The 23,330-nt window shown below is 46.9% G+C and carries 23 protein-coding genes; 13 read left to right on the plus strand and 10 right to left on the minus strand.

Translation table 11 applies throughout. The features are described 5' to 3' along the window. Nucleotides 1-101: 101 nt before the first annotated feature. Complete coding sequence (locus CR205_RS03930; RefSeq protein WP_110517148.1) at nucleotides 102-440, plus strand: DUF1360 domain-containing protein; 339 nt, start codon at nucleotides 102-104, stop codon at nucleotides 438-440. Here CR205_RS03930 and CR205_RS03935 read toward each other — a convergent pair whose 3' ends face one another. From CR205_RS03935 to CR205_RS03945, 3 genes are all read right to left on the minus strand, one after another. Next, entirely contained in the window at nucleotides 441-1,403 is a 963-nt protein-coding gene (locus tag CR205_RS03935) for a CgeB family protein (RefSeq protein ID WP_110517150.1), read from the minus strand. Between the two features lie 65 nt (nucleotides 1,404-1,468). Further along, a complete protein-coding gene (locus CR205_RS03940; RefSeq protein WP_110517152.1) occupies nucleotides 1,469-2,116 on the minus strand; it encodes a hypothetical protein in 648 nt (215 codons plus the stop codon). Nucleotides 2,117-2,270: 154 nt separating this feature from the next. Beyond that, nucleotides 2,271-2,948 (minus strand): BMQ_0737 family morphogenetic spore coat protein, encoded by a 678-nt coding sequence (locus tag CR205_RS03945; protein WP_110517154.1) that lies wholly within the window; start codon nucleotides 2,946-2,948, stop codon nucleotides 2,271-2,273. 215 nt (nucleotides 2,949-3,163) lie between these two features. Between CR205_RS03945 and CR205_RS20075 the strand changes: the two genes are divergently transcribed. After that, the gene (locus tag CR205_RS20075; protein ID WP_142669857.1) at nucleotides 3,164-4,123 is read left to right on the plus strand and encodes a hypothetical protein; all 960 of its coding nucleotides are present in this window, start codon (nucleotides 3,164-3,166) and stop codon (nucleotides 4,121-4,123) included. Between the two features lie 334 nt (nucleotides 4,124-4,457). After that, nucleotides 4,458-4,631: a hypothetical protein gene (locus tag CR205_RS20210; RefSeq protein WP_161524667.1), complete on the plus strand. Its 174-nt coding sequence runs from the start codon at nucleotides 4,458-4,460 to the stop codon at nucleotides 4,629-4,631. Nucleotides 4,632-4,696: 65 nt separating this feature from the next. Here the strand turns inward: CR205_RS20210 and CR205_RS03955 are convergent, their stop codons facing one another. Beyond that, the gene (locus CR205_RS03955) at nucleotides 4,697-7,045 is read right to left on the minus strand and encodes a UvrD-helicase domain-containing protein (RefSeq protein ID WP_110517157.1); all 2,349 of its coding nucleotides are present in this window, start codon (nucleotides 7,043-7,045) and stop codon (nucleotides 4,697-4,699) included. A gap of 153 nt (nucleotides 7,046-7,198) precedes the next feature. Between CR205_RS03955 and CR205_RS03960 the strand changes: the two genes are divergently transcribed. Beyond that, entirely contained in the window at nucleotides 7,199-7,426 is a 228-nt protein-coding gene (locus CR205_RS03960; RefSeq protein WP_110517159.1) for a hypothetical protein, read from the plus strand. 298 nt (nucleotides 7,427-7,724) lie between these two features. On the opposite strand, the gene CR205_RS03965 is transcribed toward CR205_RS03960, so the two are convergent. Further along, the gene (locus CR205_RS03965; RefSeq protein ID WP_110517161.1) at nucleotides 7,725-9,122 is read right to left on the minus strand and encodes an MFS transporter; all 1,398 of its coding nucleotides are present in this window, start codon (nucleotides 9,120-9,122) and stop codon (nucleotides 7,725-7,727) included. Nucleotides 9,123-9,293: 171 nt separating this feature from the next. On the opposite strand from CR205_RS03965, the gene CR205_RS03970 reads away from it, so the two are divergent. After that, entirely contained in the window at nucleotides 9,294-9,842 is a 549-nt protein-coding gene (locus CR205_RS03970) for an NADPH-dependent FMN reductase (RefSeq protein ID WP_110517163.1), read from the plus strand. On the opposite strand, the gene CR205_RS03975 is transcribed toward CR205_RS03970, so the two are convergent. From CR205_RS03975 to CR205_RS03990, 4 genes are read right to left on the minus strand one after another with little or no spacing between them, the layout of a single operon-like run. Next, nucleotides 9,812-10,939 (minus strand): GerAB/ArcD/ProY family transporter, encoded by a 1,128-nt coding sequence (locus CR205_RS03975; protein WP_110517165.1) that lies wholly within the window; start codon nucleotides 10,937-10,939, stop codon nucleotides 9,812-9,814. The two genes, CR205_RS03970 and CR205_RS03975, sit on opposite strands and share 31 nt — an antisense overlap. Before the next feature lie 47 nt (nucleotides 10,940-10,986). Next, nucleotides 10,987-11,169, minus strand: coding sequence for a hypothetical protein (locus CR205_RS03980; protein ID WP_110517167.1), 183 nt, complete (start codon nucleotides 11,167-11,169; stop codon nucleotides 10,987-10,989). Then, nucleotides 11,159-12,361 carry a Ger(x)C family spore germination protein gene (locus tag CR205_RS03985; protein WP_110517169.1) on the minus strand — a complete coding sequence of 401 codons (1,203 nt, stop codon included), beginning with the start codon at nucleotides 12,359-12,361 and terminating at the stop codon, nucleotides 11,159-11,161. Before CR205_RS03985 ends, CR205_RS03980 begins: the two co-directional genes overlap by 11 nt. Further along, a complete protein-coding gene (locus tag CR205_RS03990; protein WP_142669858.1) occupies nucleotides 12,358-13,869 on the minus strand; it encodes a spore germination protein in 1,512 nt (503 codons plus the stop codon). Before CR205_RS03990 ends, CR205_RS03985 begins: the two co-directional genes overlap by 4 nt. Nucleotides 13,870-14,103: 234 nt before the next feature. Here CR205_RS03990 and CR205_RS03995 point away from each other — a divergent pair, with 234 nt between their 5' ends. Further along, nucleotides 14,104-15,096, plus strand: a complete 993-nt coding sequence (locus CR205_RS03995) for a zinc-binding dehydrogenase (RefSeq protein ID WP_110517173.1) — start codon at nucleotides 14,104-14,106, stop codon at nucleotides 15,094-15,096. Nucleotides 15,097-15,426: 330 nt separating this feature from the next. Next, the gene (locus CR205_RS04000) at nucleotides 15,427-17,220 is read left to right on the plus strand and encodes a S9 family peptidase (RefSeq protein WP_110517175.1); all 1,794 of its coding nucleotides are present in this window, start codon (nucleotides 15,427-15,429) and stop codon (nucleotides 17,218-17,220) included. Between the two features lie 230 nt (nucleotides 17,221-17,450). On the opposite strand, the gene CR205_RS04005 is transcribed toward CR205_RS04000, so the two are convergent. Then, the gene (locus tag CR205_RS04005; protein ID WP_407923558.1) at nucleotides 17,451-18,095 is read right to left on the minus strand and encodes a LysE family translocator; all 645 of its coding nucleotides are present in this window, start codon (nucleotides 18,093-18,095) and stop codon (nucleotides 17,451-17,453) included. A 254-nt stretch (nucleotides 18,096-18,349) separates the two neighbouring features. Between CR205_RS04005 and CR205_RS04010 the strand changes: the two genes are divergently transcribed. The 6 genes from CR205_RS04010 (at nucleotide 18,350) to CR205_RS04040 (ending at nucleotide 23,081) form a co-directional block, all read left to right on the plus strand. Next, on the plus strand, nucleotides 18,350-18,478 hold the full coding sequence (locus CR205_RS04010) for a YjcZ family sporulation protein (protein ID WP_110517180.1): 129 nt from the start codon (nucleotides 18,350-18,352) through the stop codon (nucleotides 18,476-18,478). A gap of 162 nt (nucleotides 18,479-18,640) precedes the next feature. After that, nucleotides 18,641-18,853: a hypothetical protein gene (locus tag CR205_RS04015; RefSeq protein WP_110517182.1), complete on the plus strand. Its 213-nt coding sequence runs from the start codon at nucleotides 18,641-18,643 to the stop codon at nucleotides 18,851-18,853. Nucleotides 18,854-18,879: 26 nt separating this feature from the next. Beyond that, on the plus strand, nucleotides 18,880-19,659 hold the full coding sequence (locus CR205_RS04020) for an MBL fold metallo-hydrolase (protein ID WP_110517184.1): 780 nt from the start codon (nucleotides 18,880-18,882) through the stop codon (nucleotides 19,657-19,659). Nucleotides 19,660-19,764: 105 nt separating this feature from the next. After that, nucleotides 19,765-20,235, plus strand: a complete 471-nt coding sequence (locus CR205_RS04025; protein ID WP_161524668.1) for a PilZ domain-containing protein — start codon at nucleotides 19,765-19,767, stop codon at nucleotides 20,233-20,235. Nucleotides 20,236-20,340: 105 nt separating this feature from the next. Further along, nucleotides 20,341-21,561, plus strand: coding sequence for a DUF418 domain-containing protein (locus CR205_RS04030; protein ID WP_110517188.1), 1,221 nt, complete (start codon nucleotides 20,341-20,343; stop codon nucleotides 21,559-21,561). A gap of 668 nt (nucleotides 21,562-22,229) precedes the next feature. Continuing rightward, complete coding sequence (locus CR205_RS04040; RefSeq protein WP_110517192.1) at nucleotides 22,230-23,081, plus strand: DegV family protein; 852 nt, start codon at nucleotides 22,230-22,232, stop codon at nucleotides 23,079-23,081. The last annotated feature ends 249 nt before the right edge of the window (nucleotides 23,082-23,330 follow it).

Here is a 23,330-nt window from a genome sequence, read left to right on the forward strand (position 1 = left end):
GCAGGAACAAAAGTTTACCGGGATGTAAAGAAACTCTTTGCCCAAATGGCAAAGAGCACCTGATTTCAGGATATTCAGGCTTAAAGAAAGGAAGGATCTGATTGGAGGTTACATGGCTTAGTCTTCTGATGGTGAGCATCGCTGTATTCCGCCTTACACATCTAGTTGTCTATGATTCAATTACAGAACCTTTACGTAATTTATTTCTTACGGAAAGAGAAGAAGAGGGGGAGATCTTTTATGAGCCCCGAGAAGGGTGGTTTCGCCGACCGGCAGGAGAACTGCTCAGCTGTCACTGGTGCACGGGATTCTGGGTTAGCCTGCTTCTTACCTCAGGTTTTATATGGCTGCCTCTCTGGTTTGGAAAAGTAATCTTATTCCTGGCTGTTGCAGGTATTGCTTCCATTATTCATTCTGCTGTAATCCATTATTTCTTCTGATTAAGGTGAAGCAGTAATTGTTCTAAGGCGGTGCCTCAGCGTATGTTCAATGTTTATTTCACGGAGGGTCGCTTCACCCATTAGGAGGCGCTTATTATTGTCGGCTAAATAAAGATTGGCCAAAGCAAGACATTCTTCCTTGGTGCCGGCGTGAACAGACAATTTGGCAGATGGGAAAAGATTTGCGGTTTCCCTGCGCCTTTGAGTGATTTGAAAGGCGCCGCATGCAGCAGCTCTGAAGAGTTCCACTGGAGGGCTGGCTGAGGGAATGGATGCAGCATTATATATTGCGGCTTCCTCTGAAAAGCCAGTCAGAACCACCTTCGCACTGGAATAAAAGTACCGCTCAAACCGGGGAGAAATCCAATAATTGATGAGCTTTAACCTGGGGCTGATACTACAGTTGGTAAGCTTTTCATTCCAGCCTCTACCTACGGTTGTAATTCTCCAATCAGTTTGTGAAATTAGAAAGCGGATGATCTCAGCAGCCTTCGTGCAGGCCGAACCTACAACACAGATGTCGCTCTGGTAAACCGAATGTTCCCGCTGTTCCGGATGAAAGACATTCACATCAGCTCCATGCGGGAGGTATGCAGCACGGCGATGACCGAGCCTTTTGTAAATAGCAACCGCATTTTTTTCCACAGAATACAAAGTGTGAAAATAATGGATAAAACGCTTGTTATAATCGAGTGTATTTGGATCATCCAGAAACCAGGCAATCAGAGGAATGTCTGTCCTGTATAAATCTGTAATAAACGAGTCCCAGCCTGTACCGGATATCAGGACAAGAATATAGTTAGGGGAAACTTTATCCAGGCTCTTTGCAATTTCTGTCACAGGAGGATCGGAACCAATCATGTAAAAGGCAGGACAATCGTCATCCTTTAAAATGATGTCAATACTTTCCCTGGAATAAGGGAAGCTTAAAGTTTCAGAAATCACAAGACAAGCAGCCTTCACGTAAGAACCTCCAGTGTATTAAGGATAAGGAAAAGAGAAAACGGTGTGCTACAGGCACTCCCCGCTCACAGGTAAAGACTGATTGTATTGACAGAAGAAATCCCTTTCTGCATTTCCCTGGTGTAGCAAAACCCTTCAATCAGAAGATGTTCATCACTGTCCGCGGCATCGGCCGTAATATCAAAGTTTGTAAAAACAGCTTTTTCCCCCGGCTTGACTGTATCAATATGCACCGGCTTCAGCCAGTGTTCTCCTTTGGTTTTTACCCATTCTTTCCAATCATTCTGGACATACATCCATTCCTCATGCGGCTTTATCCATGTTCGTTCGAGCTGCTGGCGGAATCTGATTTTACCTCCGATATGAATCTTATTTGAAGGTTTTGCACGAAAGCAGAAAACCGGATCGTGCAGAATCTGGTTACCTGTATTCTCCAGTGTGAAGTGGCCAATGATGTGAATCTGGCTGTCCTCTGGTTCACTGTTCTTAGGAAGAAAAACAGAATGACTGAAGTATGCTTTTGCTGCTGTAACAGGTGGAACCGTTACAGAATGAGACTGACGCTTTCCATTCTTTTGGCTCAGTCTTGTTTCAAGCTCCTGCACCTGATGCTTATATTTACTCAGTTCGGACCTGTAATGCAGGATTTTCTGTTCGAGCTGCAGCTTGGTATCATCCTGCCTTTTCTGCTGATAAGAGTGTTTAGACTTCACCTTTTCATCACCCCGGAATTTGCCTTGTTATGAGAGTGTATGCACGTCTTTTTCCAGTCAGAAGAGAAAATTGTTTCGCCTGTATAACTGCAAATACAAAAAGACCAGATTGATGGGTGGCATCAATCTGATCTTGCTGCATATCCTGATGTTATTATTTTTCTTTGTGATGACCGTTGTGCGCCGGAAAAATTTCAGGGCACTGTGGAGGGAAAGCAATCTCCGGGCAAAGTCTGCTGATTGGCAGAATAATATCTTCCCGTGGACGGCACTCCGCTCCTTCAATTTCCAGAATTACGTCAGCGTGAACCTGAACCGACTGGCAGATATGCAGGGTCAGCTGAAGTGAGCTGAATTCTCCATTGATACAGCAAACGACTCCGGAACCACTAAAGTCGAATACATCGCAATCGACTTCCGTACCCTCAGGCGCACAGAGGAGAAACTTCTCAAAAAGACAGAAGTCAATTTCGCCGGATGTACAGATTGGATCTACGTCATCCTCATCAAGACGCAGTTCCACAACGAAGCTCCCCTGCTTGCGGATTTTAACTTCCTGAAGTTCAATTCCAAGCTCCGGAACAAACACGTTACGCCGTGTTCCAACCTCCGAGCATTCTACAGTATCCTCCACTTCAACGACTGTTACAATAAAATCTTCACCAGGAGGAAGCAGGTCACAAGGATCGTCTGCCCCTTCTTCTCCGTCACAGTCGAAATCAAGTTCGGCTAATCCGGCCGGACCAGAGAAAGTTAACTCTTTATCAACTTGACGTGTTACCCAGTCATATAACTTTTCAGCTCTTATACAGAGAGGGTGAAACTCTGCCATGCCTTAATCATCCTTTCATTCATGGTAGTTCCTCTATCGGGGACTACTTCATAGTATGAGAGGGGTGTAAAATTGTGCATAATCCCAGAACGAAAATAAGGCACTTGGGCTTTTTAAGAAAGATTGACCGGTACTTACATATAGATGAAAAAGAAAGATTTTCAAAAGCCGGAAATCGGGTTAGTTCCCGGCTTTTTGAGGAGGAGTGACATTCAGTGAAAAAAGTAATGTCAACGGAAAAAATGTCTGAGGTTCAGCTGAAACAGCGTATCATTCATCTTCAGTCCGAATTGAACAGTTATCGTCGCAGAGTTGACCATTATCAGAAAGATCCACTCAATCAAGAGCTTGACTATCTGCGGGAACAGCATTCTTTTCTGACCGGGCAGAATAAAGTACTTCGGGAAGAAATTGATGTGTTAAAACAAAAGGCGGAAGCTGAGGAAGTCCGAGGCAGGGAACTGCTTCAAAAATTGGAAGCGGTACGGGAGTCAGTCAAGGAACTTACGCAGGCAGAGAGCAGTGCAAAGGAAGAATCAGTAAAGCTGAGAAGAGATTATGAAGTTCAAATGCAGGAATACGAAAAACTTAAGAAAGCCCTGGAGAAGGAAGAAACGGAGAAAAAAATGCAGAAACAACGTTTTGAAAAAGCTGAAGAGGAATGGGAGCGGGACAGAGCTGATCTTCAATTAGCAGGAGCTGCCGCAGGAGAACTTGAAAAGGAAATCGAGCTTCTTAAAGCAGAACTCAGGACCTATCGTCCAATGGCACAGTATCAGATGTCGCCTTATATCGCAAACACGGACAAAGGAGATCGTGACAGAAGGAAACCGTTTCCGTTTCCTGCTCCTGCAAAGGCTGATACTGCTGATCCCAGGTCGTTTCGGGTAAGTGATTTTGAAACGAGTGAACCGGTTGAGGAAGGTTGGGTTAAAGGGAGGAACAGAGTAAAGGTAACTGATAGTAAAAGCCGCGCAGGTCATACGCCTCACGGAAGCAGAAGCCGTGCTGAACCTGAGAAGACAAAATTGGATCCGGAAGAAGTACTCATACAAAAAGAAAATGAGCGTGCTGCAGAAGAAGAGGGCCAGAATGAAATTGTGAAAGGAAAAAACAGCACATGCTCAGCGGCAGAAAATCATTCCGGTGATCCGGATCATGAAGAAAAAAAGTAATATTCCCATCTGAAAATACCATGCTTCTCCGCTCCTGCATAACCGGAAAAAATCCTCTGTCATAGCCTGATAGTAGACCGTCAGGTTAGGAAGGAGGCAAAGGTGTGGGCTATGGGGAAAAACGAAAAATAAAGCGTGCAGACAGCAGGTTAAAACCAGCTACTGTCACATACAGCCGTAAAAAGAATGTAAATGATGGGGATAGCTCAAAGAAACGCGGCTGCGGCTGCGGATCAAAAACAAGAAAAAATAACAAATAAAGAAGGCTTTGCCCGTGCCGGCCTGATGGTAAAAGCATAAGCTGATATCAAAACAGGAAAATGGAGGGCCATCTTTGACTAAGAATCATAAACCAGATTCCGGAAGTGACCAGTCCGAACTGGAAAAGCGTAAAACACTTTGGAGTACATGGAAGCAGGTCATGCTCGGGAATAACGAAAATCAAGGTGAAAATAGTGAAGAAACGGCGAAACCGAAAGAAGATCAGCCGCCGTTCTGGTGGATTTGAGCCCGCGCAGGAAAAAATCTGCGCGGGTTTTGTCCTTGATTAGATAACCTGATGATAATTGCCCATCAGCCTGGGCTGAACGACAGGTCCTGAAGAAACCTCGACCGGTAAGCTTTTTTACCGCGGCGCTGATCGGTTGAAGACAAGTAAAGCTCCCGTTCAGCTCTTGTTACAGCCACATACATCAGCCGCCGTTCTTCCTCAATGTAGGATGGATCTCCTTCGCGGTTTCGCTCAAGAGCATGTTCGTGGGGAAGAGATCCTTCGTTACATCCAATCACATATACATACGGGAACTCTAGACCTTTTGCCCGGTGGATCGTCATCATCTGGATGCCTTTCCCGTCCTTTTTTTCCCTGCGATGGTCGTTGACTTTTGCCCTCATATGATCTACGTACGCCAGAAAGCTGGAAACGGAATTGTAGTTCGAAGCGATCGCAGTGAGTTCAAGGAAATCATCGGACCCTCTTTCCATTTTGTTCCCTTCACGGCCGTTCTTTTTAACATATTCCTTTAATCCAAGATTCTCAAAAGCTGATTGAAGGGCGAGTTTAGGCTCCATTTTCGCAAGCTTTGGGATTTCGGCTACACCTTTCTGCACTTTTTTCGTCTGGAAGCCGCTCATCTGGTCTTCTGTACGGTGAAGGGCACCGAGCATTGTTTCCCCATGAAAAATTGTATGACGCTTTAAATCCTGAAGAAGGCTGTGTTTAAGAAACATAACCCTGAGCCAATCCTGCATGGCGTCTACATCATCTCCGTTTAATGCAAGACGAAGGAAAGAAAGTGCCTTGCGGACAACATTACGCTCGTAAAACGATTCGCTTCCCTGTTCCATCGTGAAGGGAAGCCCGGATTCGACGAGTCGTTCAAAAACCGCCCTTGCTTGAACGTGTGTCCGGTATAAAATCGCAATTTCTTCAGGTTTTGACTGATTGCGGATCCGTTCTTTGATATGTTCGATAAGGTAAAGCGCCTCTTCTTCCTCATCGTAAGGAAAAATGAGACCGGGACGGGACGTATTCGGTTTGACGGGGAGCATCCGCTTGTCAAATCGATCTTTGTTTCGGCGGATCACATCGTTAGCCAGATTGACGATCGCCGGCTCTGAACGGTAGTTTGCTTCCAAGTGAATTTTTCGTGTTCTTTTGAATTCTGATTCAAACCGGAGGATGTATTCCGGGTCGCTTCCTCGGAAACGGTAAATGGACTGGTCGTCGTCTCCGACCGCACAGAGATTCATCTGCGGCGCTGCAAGAAGCTTTACAATTTCGTACTGAAGCCGGTTAATATCCTGAAATTCATCGATCATAAAATGGGTAAAACGTTTCTGGTAGCGGGCAAGCAGTTCAGGATCGGACATAAGCAGATCACGGCAGCCTGTGAGCATGTCATCAAAGTCAAACTGATGACGCTCCTTTTTTTCCTGCTCGTAAATACGAAACACATCTTTCACCTGTTCTTCAAACGCATCCGCAGGCTTAACGCGCTCCGGTGACAGACCGTCATTTTTCCATGCCCCAATGGCAGTTAGAGCACTGTCTACGGCGAATTCCTTTTCGTCAATTTTCAGCTCTCTTAAAGCGCCGAAAATGATTTTCTCCTTTTGCCACTGTGCTTTTAGAAGCCGCTCCGGCTGCCAGCGTTCATAATTTTGGTGCATGAGCATCTTATAAAAGAGACTATGGAACGTACCGGAAATGATTTTTTGAACCGTACGGCGGTCAAGACCGAATGAAGAAGCGAGGCGGTGCTTCATCTCTGCTGCTGCTTTTTGAGTAAACGTAACGAGCATCATCGAATCCGGAGGGACAAGTCCGGATTCAAGCATATAGGCTGCACGGGCGGTGAGAACCCTTGTTTTCCCGCTTCCTGCGCCGGCCAGAAGAAGGAGGGGTCCATCCGTTGTGATGACCGCTTCCTGCTGCCTGCTATTGAGGGGCGTGCCGCCTGCCTCAAGTTTTTTTAATACCGGATGATCAGCCTTTGAGTGATCCGGCTTTGCCTGCTGTGCCTGATCACGGATAAAATAAACGGTCTTTTTCCAGGGACCCGGCCTGTTTGATGGTCGCTCCTGCACGGCGGTGCCGATAGGTTTACTTTCCGGGAGGGTAAAAGAACCGACTGTTTTGCTGCTGCTTTCTGCTGCTGCAGCCGTTTCGTTCTGAACAACTGCTGTTTCTGCCGCCTGCAGGTCTGCTTCAAGGTCCTGCTCTTCACATGCTGTATAAGGCCCTTCGCTTCGGTGAACGAAGGAAGGAGGATGGTGAAGACTTACCTGAAGTCTCACTGCTTCATCGCAGTAAGGGCATCTAAGTCTGTCTGTTCGGCTTTTTTTATCAAGCAAAGAAAGCTTTCCACGCTCAAGACTGGAAAGCTCCCAGGTGTTGTTATTATGTATGGCGCGCTGCATAAAGTCTGCCTCCGGATGTGTGACGTGTGATAGGGGATCATTGCCCCGGACTGTCTTATCTTATCAGATTCCGTCAGGTGATTCATCAGGTTTTATAAAGTTGTCCGCTTCGTCCGGGGCATGAAAGGGTAATAAAACGGTGAGGTGATTGTGATGGGCTATATACCGCTGCTCAGAGACGAACAATTTCTTCTTTACGCTGTCCGGCAGGAGCCGGATGCCCCGCTGATTGCACGTGTAGCTTCTCTTCAGAGGTCCCAGGCTGTGAAAAAGCGGAGTCATTTTGAAAGGCAGTATGAAAATATGCGTCTGAAAAAGCTGATCCTCGAATGTGAAAGCGAAATTACCGGTAAAGGTCTGCATTATGATGAACGGATTTAAGGGAACGAACAGGGAGCTGCAGCCGGGACATGTTCCGGCTGCAGCTCCCTGTTTTACTTTTATGCGGGGTTCAGGCAGCAGATTACATGAAGAAGTGTCCGATAACGGCGAAAAGAAATACAACGGATAATCCGATCACTGTTTTTTTCATACCCTGGCCTCCCGACTGAAAAGATCACCGTAAACATAAACGACCGGCTGCAATTACGTTTATTGTAAAGCCCTTACATTATTCTGAAAAGGGGAATAAGGTCAAAATAAATCTTCAATTAACGACAAAAAAGGCGGACCTTCATGGTCAGCCTTTTTGCACAGCAGTTGTTGCTCCCGCCCGGAATCGAAATAAGAAAATCGTAAGGGCAATTAGAGCAATTCCTGTGAGACTTAAAAACAAATTGGAGTAGATGATATTGTCATTCGTTCTGGCAAACGGGTTCAGAAGAAAAGAAGCTGTTTCAAGGTCAAGGATACGGCCGTAAACTGCACTGCCGATGGCTGCACTCATAAAGTTCAGCAGGTTGAACATCCCAATACCCACACCGGTTTGTTTTTCGGGAACAATAGAAGAGAGGAGATTGGCTGTTGAACTTTGAACCAGTGGGAAGCCAAGGTAGGTTACGAGAACGCATAAGGCGACCACCACAGGATGAAACCCGGCAAATGTGGAGATAAGTACGGTACCGAAACCTACGAGAATCATCGCCAATTTTACAACCGGCACACTGCCTTTTCTGTCTACAAGCCTGCCCCCGGCCTGACCGATCAGTCCTGCGGCCATTGCGCCGGGAAAGAGGACAAGACCGATGGCAAGGGTATTCAGATCATACAGGTCCCTTAGCATAATGGGAATGATAAAGATCATGCCGAAAAGGACGCTTGTTCCAAGGAAGCTGGTAGCTACGGTGGTGGTGTAGCGTCCATCCTTTAAAAGGGATGGTTCAATAAACGGATGCTCCGCTGTCAGCGTCCGCCAGATAAAAAGAATAAGAGAGGTTGCAAACATCAGCGGAGCCCACCAGAGGCCGGTCGTAATAAATACGAGAAGGGAAGCGACTGATGCGGCGATAAAAACAGCCCCGGGTATGTCCACAACACCGTGACGCCGCTCTTCATCCGGAATCCACTTTCTTAAAAACGGGATCGCAACGATGGAGAGCATGGAAAATAAAAACAGAAAGCGCCAGCTCAGGAAACCGCCGATCAGGCCGCCTGCAATTGGTCCGAGACCTGAGGCAAATGCAACGGTAGCGGACACGATTCCGAATACCCGTCCCCGTTCATCGGGAATAAAACGGGCAGGAATGATAAAGGCCAGTGCCGGAATAGTAGCGCCGCCGAGGGCCTGAATAATCCGCGCAGCCAGAAGTGTCGGATAGTTTGGTGCGAGTATTCCGAGTGTTGCCCCGATGAAAAAAAGCGTCAGGCCGAATGTAAGCAGATTTTTTATAGGAAAGATATCCGCCAGCTTCCCATACATAAGTGAGCCAATGGAAAACACAAGAATGTAGCCGGTCATAACCCAGCTTACCTGGGAGGGCATTAATCCAAAGTGTTCAGCTATATCTGGAATGGCCACATTAAACATGGTGCCATTCATTACGGTAAAGGTTAAAATTGCACAAATCAGCAGAATAAGCCTTGACTTAAGCTTCGGATCAATCCGGGGTGCTTCTTTTTGTTCTTTTGTATCTGTCATTTTTTCTTCCTTCTTTCCAAAAGAGAATCCCGACCCGGTTTCAGGTTAGAACCATTATTTCGCAACCGGAAATAATGCACTTCTTTCATCTTAAAGGAAGGGAGTATAGGCGTCAACGAATGGGTTTCTCAAGTGGAGGAGAGGGAATATAACGAAAAAGGAGGAGAGAGAATGTACAAACTGGCTGCAATAACCGGGAGTCTTAGAAAGGAATCGATAAATAAAACAGTGATGGAGGAATTCAAAAGGCTGTCGGCTGACAGGGTGGAAATGAGTGTCCTGGATATTGGAAGCCTGCCTCTTTTTAACGCTGATCTGGAAGAAGGGGGAGACCCGGAGGCGGCCGCAGTATTCAAAGAAACCATCCGCACGGCAGATGGTGTTCTCATTGTGACCCCCGAGTACAGCCATGGAGTTCCGGGAGTCCTGAAGAACGCTTTGGACTGGGCCGGGAGCATGACGAACGAGAACGTGCTGGCTCAGCTTCCTGCAGCAGTAACCGGAGCATCCCCCAGTGCGCTTGGAACGTCACTTGCCCAGGTGCAGGTCAAACAGACACTTACCGCATGCGGCTCGTTTGTGCTTCCCCAGCCGGAGCTGTTTATAGGAGCTGCTCACAAACGGATTGGGGACGGGAAAATAACCGATGAAAAGACAATCGAGCTGATGAGGGAATTTCTGGCCAGTTTTTATACGTGGCTTAACCGCTTAACAGACTGAGAACGGTTTTGAAGAGCCCTATGTCGGCCGCTTAAGATCCCTCCTGCAAGGACTCCTGTCAGTACGATATAGACCGACCCCCAGTACAGTGTCCAGTTCTTTAATACGAAATCAGAGAAGTCGACAATATCAGGGTGCAGATGGTCACTCATCGCCCAGACCAGGACGGCGCATGGGAAAACGAATACGCCGTAGCTGCCCCTTTTTGAAATATGCTGAAGTCCAAAAAGGGCACACAGCAGACAGACCGTCATCTTGATAAACAAAGAGAGCAGCCAGACAATCCCGATCGCTGCTTCCACCCGCTGGAACAATTCGCCAATTTCAATGTTTCTGGCCATTGCATAGGTGGCAAACGTTTCCCGGGCAGTAAAATCAGGACTCTCCACGCCGACCGTGACTAAAATAGCGCTCGAAAGAACAAATCCTGAGATGGCAATCGACCAGACAATATAAGTGAGCAGATGCTTCTTATCTGAGACAAAGGTGACGAGGGATGTAAAGACGAGCAGCTCAATAAAAGGGAAACCCAGAGTCGGGTAAGCACCGTGAACTATCGGAAACCATCCACCTTCCAATACAGGAAGCAGGTAAGCGCCGTCAAATTTGTTCAAAACGACCAGAAGGGTCCCTAAAACCACAAACAGCATAAGCGGAAGCAGAACTTCGTTGACCCTTCCGATGTTCTGGACGCCTTTGCTTACGGAAAAGATCATCAGAATCAGGCCCATCCAGACAACGATATGAGGTGAAGTCTCTGGCAAAGCTACTGTATTGGTGAAGTTGGCATAGTTCCGCATAATGAGAGCAGTCAGGTGGAGGGTGACTGCGATAAACAGGATGTTGAGCACTGTCCCGATGATTTTTCCGGTTACCGCTTCTGAAATCGCAAAAATTGAAGCGTATCCGTATTGGCGCATGAGAAGATAGACCGGGATGTTCAGGAGAATTCCTGCTGACGCTGCGAGGATGATACTGATCCAGCCATTCTGCTCTGCTAGAGCCGTAGTGGCAGTTGGCGCCATTAGAAGAGAACTGCCCACCACAAAGTTAATTATAAGAAGCCCGAACTGCCAGCGGTTAATCTGGTGTTTCATTACCCAACATCCTTTCCAGCATGAATCCTGTTTTCCGGTGCTGAGCTTCAGCTGCCGAACAGCCAGGTGTAAATCGGTTCATAAGTTGCTCTGAGACCTTCTGTTACGGGAAACCAGTTCTGGTCAAACAGATAGCTGACGGCATAAACACCTGCAAAAGCCCACACAGCAAGAACCGTAATGGAGAAGTGTTTGTTTTCTTTTTCTAACGCAGAATCCTTATTCTTCATCGACCTTGTTAAACCTCATTCCTGTAAGATTGATATCAATATCAATCCGGTAGTCAAAACGGGCATTTTCAAAGTGTGCAAACCAGTCATCTTTCCATTCCGCCCACTGCTCCGGATTGTTTCTATGAAAGATATCGGAAAGCCCGGTTGCGTCAAACCCAAGCGTCATAGTTTTATCGATAGTGGAGCGGATTTCCTTTTCGAGTTCTCCATTAACAGCCTCTCTCAGTTTCTCGAGATCTTCCTGGTCAGTCATATCAAGGTCGCACGAGGTTTCCAGAAGGTAGCCTGTACCATTCAGCCTGATTGCAAAAACAGGGCGGCCGTCTTCGACAGATGCATCGATATTCTGGTTCAGTTCATGAATTCTAACTCCGGCAAAACCGCCTTCACATGAGGTGTCGAAAATCGTTCTGTCACCGACCAGTCCATTGAGGAAAACCCATCCCTGGGACTCCTCCATGTTATACCAGTCCACCAGCCGGTCTTCTTTGAAAATGGCCAGCCCATCCAGCGCAAAGCTGTGCTCATTAATCCGCTGAAGAACACTGGTCTGGGAGCTTTCTGCACTTGAGATGTCTTTTAGACCGAGCACAATCGGGTGATGATCATCAGACATATACGCTCGGACAGAATCGGCGAGTGTGATGTTTTCCTTGATTCCGAGCGAACCGGAGGCGACCATGACTCTGTCACGAACAGACTTAGCAGGATTTTCATCCAGCGGGGTGAACGTAGTCAGAATTTCTTTAGCTGTAGTGTCTTTGGCAATAAAGGATAGAAACTGCATCCGCATCTGCTCATCACGTTCAACAAAGTCAAATAAACGCTTGATCCCGGTTTCCCGGGCAAACGATTCACCCATCACCAGGTAATAAATGTGGGAAAAAAACAACCGTCTTGGCGCGATGTTTTTCGCCTTATCGAGCGCCTCAGCGAGAGTCTTGCCACGGGTTGTAAATGTATATACGGAAGCATCTTCGCCGCCGCCTCCTTCTGTGGATACACGGGCAGAGGCGCCGTGGGGATTGATGATCTGAAACGACACTTCCAGTTCTTCCGTATCCGGGACATTATCCACCCCGATGGCAACGACAATTGCCAGCTGATCGAGTTCCATTTTATCTCCGCATCCGGCAGTGAAAAACAGGGTACAAAGAATTAATAATTGTAATCTCTTCAATGCTCTCATGATCCGCTGTTCTCCTTTTTTCCATCATGACGAATCCAGGGCCGCAGGAACGGCACGTTTTTAACCCAGATCGGCAGCCGGAGAAAGCCGTCCTTCTGATGCTTGAGGTTAAAAGGCGCAAGCGGGGAAAAGTACGGTTTTCCCATGGATTCAAGTGAACAGAGATGGATGAGCAGGATTGCCGAAAAAAACAAAACGCCGTATAGGCCTGTGGTCGCTGCAAAACCCATCATGATAAATCGGAGTATTCTTGCACTGATAGAAAAATTGTAGGCAGGTGCCACGAAACTTGAGATGGCGGTAAGGGCCACAACGATGACAATTGCCGGGCTTACAAGGCCGGCACGAACAGCCGAATCCCCGAGCACGATCGCCCCTACAATCGAAATTGCAGGCCCGATTGTCCGGGGCATTCGGACGCCGCCTTCCCTAAGAATCTCAAAGATCACTTCCATGAGAAGCGTTTCGATAAAAGCCGGGAAAGGTATCCCCTCCCGCTGTGCTGCGAGATTAATCAGCAGATCCGTTGCTACAAGTTCAGGGTGAAAGGTCGTAACAGCTATATAAAGGGAAGGCAGATAAAGGCTGATTAAAAAAGCACCCATTCGGATGATGCGGATAAAGGAAGAAAAATCGAATCGCTGATAGTAGTCTTCCGCAGCCTGGAAATAGGAGAGAAACGTCATCGGATATACGAGACACATTGGTGTTCCGTCAACGATGACCGCTATTTTCCCTTCCTGTACTTCAGAACTGACGGTGTCCGGGCGCTCAGCCACCTGTGCAGTCGGAAATGGAGAATACCAGCGTGTCTTCCTTCCATAGTCATCAATCAGTTCTTCAAGCATGCCGCTTTCGTATATTTCTTCTGTCCGCACGGCTTCAATCCGGAGGGTTAATTCTTTGAGCACGTCCTGATCCACTTCATCCTCAAGGTAACAAAGTCTAATTTCCGTCTGCGTACTTCTTCCAACAGTGAGTTTTCGAAAACGAAGCTGCGGATTGCGGATCCGCCTGCGGATGAGGGATGTATTCACGTTAATGGCTTCAACGAATCCTTCTTTCGGACCCCGGATGACCGTCTGATTTGCCGGCTCATCCACATGTCGCATTTCCACCATAAATCCGGTAATTCCCTCTGCGTAAGCACATCCGCTCACAAATACGATGACTTCTCCGTGAATAAGGGCGGTAATCACGTCTTTAAACGATCTGTAGGGGTCTGAACGTTTGCCTTCAATTCTGCTGAAAAGCTGTTCCGGTCTTTCGGCTTCCCGCTGCCCCCGCAGAAGAGGGGCGTTCACGGCTTCGCTGATCATTTCCTCATTGTTCATGGCTTCAAGATGTATGACAGCAAACGGGTGGGGGCCATCCAGGAAACGGCCGACCTGGATATCCTCACTGTTTCCGAGAAGCTCTTTAAGACGTGTTACATTTGTCTGGGCATTGTCTGATACCGGTTCATCGTAAGCTGCCATGACTTCGTTGATATCCGAGTTCCGTTTCACCACGTTCCCTCACCCCCGTTTCTGCATACAGGTAGTTTCTGTTACTTGAGTGATGTTATACAGGAAAATGTATAAGTATGGTGACTATATGCTAAGGATTTGTTATTTACAGGGAGGCAACGGTGGAAACACAGCCTCTTCTGTGACCCTGCTTAAGCCCTTCCGCCTCGAAATTAAAGCCTATCTTTACTACAATGAAACAAAGCAGTCCATTAAAGGAGGCATCTCGCCAAAATGAAAGCACTAACCCATACGAAACCAAAAGGCTTTGAAGGCCTGACACTCACAAAAGCACACAATAAACCGGAACCAGGTCCCGACGATGTCCTGATCCGTATAAAAACGGCAGGTCTGAATCACCGTGATCTGTTTGTTCTGGACCGGCACAGTCCTGATGATCCCCCGTTTGTAATCGGCTCAGACGGCGCCGGAGTTGTGGACGCGACAGGGGAGAATGTCACATCAGTCTCTACAGGGGAGGAGGTCATCATCAACCCGGGTTTATACTGGAAAGAAGAGAGTGGTGCCCCGCCTGATCATTTCGAAGTACTCGGTTTCCCAAATAATGGGACATTTGCCGAATACGTTACCGTGCCGGCTGCCTTCACTGCACCTAAACCGGCGCACCTGACCTGGGAGGAAAGCGCCGTCCTGTCCCTGGCAGGCCTGACTGCCTACCGGGCACTTTTTACGAGAGGAAAAGCATCTAAAGGAATGAATGTGTTTATTCCGGGGATAGGGGGAGGCGTGGCCACAATGCTGCTTCAATTTGCGAAGGCTGCAGGTGCGAATGCATACGTGTCCAGCCGTTCCGGTGAGAAACGAAAAGCAGCAGAAGAGCTTGGTGCAGTAAAAGCAATGGATTCGCAGGCTGACTGGAATGAGGAACTTGGAAGTACAAAAATGGATCTTGTGATTGAATCCGTTGGTGCTGCGACGTTTAATCGTTCCCTCGATACGCTCAGAAAGGGAGGTACGATTGTCAGTTTTGGTTCATCCACTGGAGACGAACTGAACATCAACCTCCGCAAATTCTTTTATGGTCAATACATTTTTCACGGATCCACAATGGGAAGTAACGAAGAATACCGGGCGATGCTCGACTTTGTCAGCACGCATCAGATTAAGCCCGTCATGGACCGTACCTTCCCTCTTGAAGAATACAGGGAAGCGTTTGACCGGCTCAATCGTGCAGAACAGCTTGGCAAGATTGCCTTTATATTGTAATGCGTCGCAAATAAACGCTCCTGAAATATACGCTGCTTTCCGCGGGAAGCGGCTGAGCCTTCGCGCGCTTCGCACTACGGGGTCTCACCTGCGCTTTTCTTCCCGCAGGAGTCAGCGTATATTTCATCCGCTTTACAGCGTTTTGTTCGGGTTCTCACCTTAACACTTTACTTATGGCCCAGTCTCCACTTTGTGCATTTTGGGCCAGGCAAGGTTAGACGCCCTAAGTAGTCTGTTTTTATCCTTTCATTCGCCGGTCGAAATATCTGGAAATCAGTGATATACTTTTATTGTTCAAAACATTCTAAACATAAAGGGGAGACCAGCGTTATGCAATTTCCGGGACACTCGGTTGAACAGTTTTTCCGTACATATGCAATTACGAATTTCACCGTTTCAAGTGACGAGAAACGGATCCTTTTTTCTACAAACCTGAACGGTAAAATGAACGTTTGGGCTATGGATTTGCCCGGCGGGTTTCCATACCTTTTTACGCAGACAGAGCAGAGCTGCAGTGATCTGAAGGAAGATCCGAACAAAACATTTGTAATCGGCGGTTTTGATCATGACGGTGATGAAAACTACCATTTATATGCCATGCCTTATGCCGGAGGTAAAAAGACAAAGCTCATCGACGGCGAAAAAGAAGACAAGTTCTTTTTTGCCCACCTGAATGAAGAAGGGAAAAACCTTTATTACAGCACGAGTCAGGGGAACCCGAACTTCCTACGGGGACACCGGCTGAATCTGGAAACAGGAGACTCCGTTCAGCTTTACGATGGTAAAGACGGGGCGACGACGATAACGGCGGTTTCACCTGACGAGCGTCATCTCGTGCTGAGTAAGCACCTGGCCAATACCTACGTGCTTGCGGAACTCCTGAACGTGGAAACGGGGGAGCGGAAGATGCTCAGTGAGGACCCGGAACGGATTCATGTTGTTGGAGAAGCGGCCTTTGCAGGTGATCACACCTTGTATTTTGTCACAAATGATAACTCGGAGCATGACTACGTAGTAAAATACGACCTGACCTCCGGGGAGAGGAGCACATTTGCAGCGTTTGACAATGAAAGCGTTAGTGCCATTCATTGGCACGAAGAGTCGGAAACCCTGTATGTAGAAACAGAAAAAGGAGTCGAAGACCGGATTTACCATGTTTCCTCTGAAACGGGTAAGCCTGAAAATCTGCGCTCTCCTGTTAAAGTGCTCGGACAGGTAAGTGTGTCAAAAAGCGGTCAGGTGTATGTACTCGGTACAAGCGCAACCGAGCCGGTAAACCTGTACCTGTATAACAACGACGGTGAGTGGCAAAAACTGACGGAAAACCGTGTCCCAGGAGTAGAAACAAAGGACATGGCTGACCCTGAAGTGGTGTCTTACCGGTCTTTTGATGAAAAAGAAATCGAAGCACTCTGGTTCAAAGCCAAACCTGAAAACGATAACGGGCATGTGATTTTCTGGCCTCATGGCGGCCCGCAGGCAGCCGAGCGGAAAACCTTCCGCGCTATGTTCCAATGCTTTTTAAACGAAGGATATTCCATCTTTGCCCCTAATTTCCGGGGAAGCACCGGATACGGCGCGACATTTACAAAGCTGGTGGAACAGGACTGGGGAGAAGGACCGCGTCTTGATTGTACAGCGGGAATTGAATGGCTGTTCGAGACCGGAAAATGTGACCCTGACCGCCTGTTTCTGCTGGGCGGAAGCTACGGAGGCTATATGGCACTCCTTTTGCACGGACGACATCCCGATTATTTCCGGGCAGTAATCGATATTTTCGGTGTTTCCAATCTGTTTACGTTTCTCAATTCCGTTCCCGATCACTGGAAACCTGTTATGAAGCGGTGGCTCGGCGACCCGGTCGAAGATAAGGAGCGTCTGGAAAAAGACTCTCCGATCACCTATCTGTCCACAATGAAACAGCCTATGCTCGTTATTCAGGGAGCCAATGACCCTCGCGTTGTAAAAGAGGAAAGCGATCAGATCGTTGAGGCTCTCCAGAAACAGGGGACCGAGGTGGAGTATCTTGTGCTGGACGACGAAGGCCACGGATTCTCAAAAAAAGAAAACGAAATCCGCGTGTACAAATCAATTCTCGGTTTTCTATCCAAATACCGTGCTTAATAGTAAGGCTCTGTTAAATCTCAATTTTGATATTTCTATCATTGATTGAAGCGAACTTGCGACACTCCAGCGGGAACAGCGCCGGCTGAAGACCCCGCAGGGCGTTCTCCCCGAGGAGGCTGAAGCGGTGCCCGCGGAAAAGGAGCGCAGGGAGCGGAAATCAACAACAGACTTTAACAGAGCCAATAGTAAAAGAGCGTTCCCGCGGGGAGCGCTCTTTTTGCGTTGCTTTAAAGCATACCGCCGACCTTCATCACAGCCTTCCAGGCAAAATACAGACCGAATCCGATCAGAATAAAGCTGGCTCCATAACAGACGCCGCGGACTGCGCCTGGACGAAGCAGACGTTTCCCGAAATGAACAGTAAATGCAAGATTGAGATTCCAAAGACCAACGCCAAGAAATACGGCACTGCTGATAATAAATGCCCGTAATTTATTTTCATCGCTGAATGTATCGCTCAGAACCGAACCGTAAATCCCGAGCCAGAAGAGAATATTGAGCGGGTTAAACATAGCAATTGATGCACCGGTGGCATATGAACGAAGCAGTGTGCCGCTCTGATTCTCCTGTTCAGGTTTTTCCATACGAAAATCCTCTTCCTGAGGAGATGGAATATCAGGATTGTTCATTAGGCCTGATATACCTGTCCAGGTTAATATCACAGCACCAAGAATCATCAGACACAGCTGAACACCACCGAGAGTCAGCACTGTGGACAGACCTTGATACATGAGGAACATAAGCAGTAAATCTGCTGACATCCCTCCGGCACCGACAAGCAGGGACGGCCAGAATCCATGATAGATCCCCCGGCGGATTATTTCAATATTAATAGGCCCGATCGGGGCAGCAATCGAAAGCCCGAGAACCATTTGACGAATAAGTAAGAACAGCACGTTACCGCCTCCCTGGTTAATGCTTGTCTGTAAAATAGATGAGCCTATTCGGAAAAATAGAAGCAGTTTCCCTGAGAATGGCTCGTTCAGACAATTAGTATGGGAGTGATTGGAAATAATATGCAAAATTTATTTCAAAGGATTTTGAAAAACCGGGCGAATATACAGGCGAAATACTTAAAACTGACTATATTGTTAGTGTAGTCCCAACCAGAAGGCAGGTGAGTACTATGTGGGGATACGGATATGGCGGTTACGGCTATGGCTGTGGTCAAGTAGGTGGTGCCGGCACAGGGTTTGCTTTAATCCTCGTGTTGTTCATCCTTCTTGTGATCATCGCGTGTGCTTGTAAGTACTAGTCTGTAGATAAACGAAGGACCGGAACAGTGCTGAGTCACTGTCCGGTCCTTGTTTTTTGTGAGTTGCTGTTTAAAGGTGGCGCTGGAGGTATTGCTTAAATAAAATCAGATTATATTGAAACCGTTTCAGCCGGGGAGCGTATATACAGTGGAGGGGAATACATGACCGCATTTACTGTACTCATTTTATTTATCGTAATCTCATTCGGTCTGTGGCTTTCATTTAAATACGATATCTGTTCAGTGAATCTGTTTAACCGGATTCTTTCAAAGGGGTTTGGATCGCTCGGTAAAGAAGAGACAAGCCTGATTTGCTGTAACAAATGTAAAACTGTAACCCGGCGGGAAGAAACGACCCCGTACTGTCCAAATTGAAGAACATATTTTTAGGAGGAGATGCTATGGAAAACCACTGGTTTACAATTTCGCAGCTGAATGATCAGTCCTGGGCCATAAGTGAATATGGACACTGGGAAAAGGTTCATTCCTTTCTTCTGACAGGGAAGAAAAGAGCCTGTCTGATTGATACAGGCATCGGGATCGCCGATATCGCTCCGGTAATCCATCAGTTGACTGATCTTCCGGTTACTGTAGTCACCACGCATGTGCACTGGGATCATATCGGCAGCCACGGTTCATTTGAAGATATCCTAGTGCATGAAGAGGAGGCGGACTGGCTTGAAAATGGAATCAAAGGGCTTCCGCTCAGTCAAATACGAAAAGATATCGGCCGTGATCTGACTAAACCTGCACCGGAAGAATTCAACCCGGAAACGTATGTACCCTATACAGGAAGACCGGCGGGTCTAATAAAAGACGGTGACTGCATCGATCTGGGCGGACGTACACTTTCCCTCATTCATACGCCCGGCCATTCGCCTGGTCATGTTTGTGTTTATGATCATGCAACCGGATTTCTATTCACAGGAGATCTTCTTTACGATGAAACGCCAGTCTATGCCTTTTACCCGACCACAAACCCGGCCGATCTGGTGAATTCCTGGGTCAAAATTGCCGCTATTGATAATGTTATCAGGATTTTCGGCAGCCATAATACACTGGGGCTCTCACCGGCACTTCTGACAGAGGTGGAAAAAGCAGCAAGAACACTCCGCGCGCAGGGGCTTGATCAATTCGGTACCGGTGTCCATCACTTTAACGGCTTCAGCGTGAAGTTCTAATAGGACTTTCTTCATTTTTTGATCTAGTAATATTCTCCTTTTGCAATCCTGTGTATAATGGTGATACGTTCTAGAAAGGAATTTACAGGAAGTTGTCAGGGGGAGATGTCAATCAGCAGTCAGGAGAAAGAGAGGTCGGTACGTTCTGTTTACCGGCCTGTTTCAGCAAACCGGCGTGAATTTTTCAGGGTTATCTTTCAAGTCCCATTAAAGGGCAGCATGCAGGTTGTCGAGATAATGGGAAAAAAGATCGAAGCGGGAGGGGCGCCAGTACTGATTGAAGACACAGGTCTTGGCGGTTTATGCTTTACCTCGAACATTAATCTTCCTACCCATCCTGAGCTGATCCTGCAAATCTCTTTCAGCCTTGCAGATGAATATTTTGTCTTCAGCGGTAAATTGAAAAGAAGACAGGACGAAAATGGTCTTTTTACATATGGACTGGAATTTATGATTAAAGAAGAGGGGCGTCAGGAGCTGTTTGTGGCCTTGACAAAACTTCAGGTAAAAATGAGGAACGATCTGCTTGCGAAGGGTTACGACTGGTACGAAGGAAGTAAACGTGATTTCTTTTAAGTACAGTAATTTGTGCTTTTCGCTATTGTTCCTCTGAATGGTGGCATGCTGCTGCCGAGGCAGGCGTTATAATGATACGAGGATAATTGAAAGGAATGTGCCGTGATGAATGATCAGCATACAGCTCCTGTCCTCCCAGTGGAGAGAGTCAGGCAGCTTGATATTATAAGAGGGTTTGCCTTATTTGGCATCCTCCTAGCCAACATGCCGTTTTTTGCCTCGCCGGTTGTCTATCAGATGCTTTTGGACGGATCTATGTGGACAGATCAGGTGAGCAGGGGGGCAGAGTGGACGATTCAATTTATTGCTTCATCAAAATTCTTTACGATGTTTTCCTTTTTATTCGGTCTTGGTTTTATTCTGTTTCTTGACCGGGCGAGAGAAAAAACGGCAAAGCCTCAGTCACTCTTCTTAAGAAGACTGGTTTTCCTTCTTGCCATCGGTATTGTTCATGCATTTGGTATCTGGTTCGGTGATATTCTTGTGATTTATGCGATTACCGGACTTTTTCTCCTCCTGTTTTACCGCAGGGAGGCGAAAACATGTCTTTACTGGGCATTCGGTCTTCTTGCCCTGCCGGTTGTTTTTTTGTCTCTTGGTGCCCTTGCTTTATATATGACGGGGGAAGGATTTGCCCAGCCGGAACAGTCCATCGCCATGTATGAGCAAATGGTTGAGCAGAGTATAGCGGCATATGGCAGCGGCAGTTTCGGAGAGATTATGAACCAGCGGACAGCTGATTACTGGTTTATGTTTTCAAATTATCTGTTTATGGCACCCATGATTCTTGCCATGTTCCTGTTTGGTGTTTATGCGGCTAAATCAAAAATGCATACAAACATTAAAGAATATCTTCCATTTTTTAAAAAGGTGTGGGTTATCACGCTCATTATTGGTCTGCCGGTCAATTTTCTGTACGTGAACAGTTACTTTGAGCAGGGATCGGACATAACCTATCATTCACTTCTGATGCCAGCAGCTTCAACTATTGCAGGTCCTGCACTCTGTTTCTTTTATATCACATCGCTGATCCTTCTTTATCAGAGCCGGTCAGGAAAATGGCTTCTCAACCCGCTGAGGGCGGTTGGCAGAACAGCATTGAGTAATTATCTGCTTCAGTCAATCGTGTGTACCCTCATTTTTTATAATTACGGATTTGGCCTGTACGCTGAATTGGAGCCGATTTACTGGATTGTAATTGCAGTGGTGCTGTTTGCATTTCAAATCCTAATCAGTAACTGGTGGGTGGCCCGTTTTCGCTTTGGTCCTGCTGAATGGCTCTGGCGCAGCCTGACATACAGCAGCAGACAATCTTTTAGGAATTAGCTCAGCTGTGTGACTGGTTCTGGTCTGCCTGATTACACAAAAGCTGAACAGCAAAGAAACCAGCGATATTCTTGAAGTGGCCCTTACCGGCAGCGGTGAGGGCCTTCCTTTATGCTTAAATTGTCCTCTGGGTTTATCAGGAGGCGCTGAGGTTTTATCTGGACAGACATTGGGGTAGGAGCAGAAGGTGGGCGTCGTAAAGGAGCTGAGGGAGTTAATGAAGGACAGCAGGATGTATAGATTAATTGGAGTGGCTGCAACAGGAGCCCTTGCCGGAACAGTCGTTTACTGAAGCTTGGCAAAAAACACGCCTATGTTTCCGGATTGGGGAAAAACAGTCGGCTTTTCTCTGCAGGGAAGTCTGAAAGCACAGGCACTTCTGCCTTTTCCGATCAGACGGAGGTCCGGATGAGCCTTCTCTACAGTACACACACCTCCTATATTCTGATAATAAACGCTTTTGGCAAGCCTGCTGTTTGTTTGCAAAACCGGCACTCCTTTCTTGTTTAATGGATTACAGGTGAAACACCCTTTGTACGCTGCCGGTAACCTTCCAATCATTTTTCAGTACCAGCATTTAGTACTTGGTACTAATCAAAATATCCGTTATACTGGTTTTATAAATAAAGTAAAACGATTTAAAATATATTGGAAATGAGTTGGACTATATGAATAAAATTGCTTTTGTTACTGACAGTACGGCATACATAACTAAAGAACTCCGTAATCATCCGGATGTGTATGTTCTTCCTCTGAACATTAACTTTAATGGAGAGGATTTTGAGGATGGTGTGGACCTTACAACAGACGAGCTTTACACAAGAATTCGCACGGAGAAGGAAGTACCAAAAACATCCCAGCCTTCTGTGGGCCGGTTTGCTGAACTTTTTGAAACACTGAAAAAGAATTATGACAGCGCTGTCTGCGTTCACATTTCAAGTGAGTTGAGCGGCACGTTTTCAAGTGCTGTGCAGGGTAGTGATATGACAGAGGATTTTCATGTGGAAGTGATTGATTCAAAATGTATGTCCTATGCCATCACCCACTTGCTTAACCAGGGAATCAGACTTGCTGGCGAGGGAAATACAGCCTCTGAAATGGCAGCTGAGCTTAGAAAGCATGCAGGTCAGACAGAGAACTATATTCTTTTAGGCAGTCTTGAGCAGTTTTACAAAGGCGGTCGAATGTCCGGAGCTCAGTATATGCTGGGAAGCGTCCTGAAAATTAAGCCGGTGCTCAGAATTGATCCGGACGGCAAGTTTGAGCTGTTTGAACGGATTCGCTCTGAAAAGAAGGCCATGAATCGTCTCGTTGATCTTCTTCACGCTTCGTTTGAAAGCAGCCTGATTGAAGAAGTGCAGATTATGCACGGAAACGTGGTGGACAAAGCCAAACAGCTTGAAGCGAAAATTAAAGAGAAGATGCCGTCCCTCAGCGTGATTACAGGCGAGATCAGTTCCACCATTGCCGTACACGCAGGAGAAGGGACACTCGCTCTGATCTGGCAGAAAAAATCTTAAGTGCACAGTGTGCTTTAGGGCCAGGGCCATACCAGCTCCAATAAATGAGGATGGACAAGACAAACTAAGTAAAAAACGGTGCCAATTATCGCTATTCGATAGTTGGCACCGTTTTGTTGTTCAACGGGATCATTGACGCAGAAAAGGCATTAGCTGCCCTAACGGCCAGCACTATGTTCATGCCTTTTCTTCATGTTTACTCACCCTTCATCATAAATAAAGTAAAAAAGCATAAAGCAGGAGGATTGA

Source organism: Alteribacter lacisalsi, from assembly GCF_003226345.1.
In the GTDB taxonomy this organism is placed as follows: Bacteria; Bacillota; Bacilli; order Bacillales; family Salisediminibacteriaceae; genus Alteribacter; species Alteribacter lacisalsi.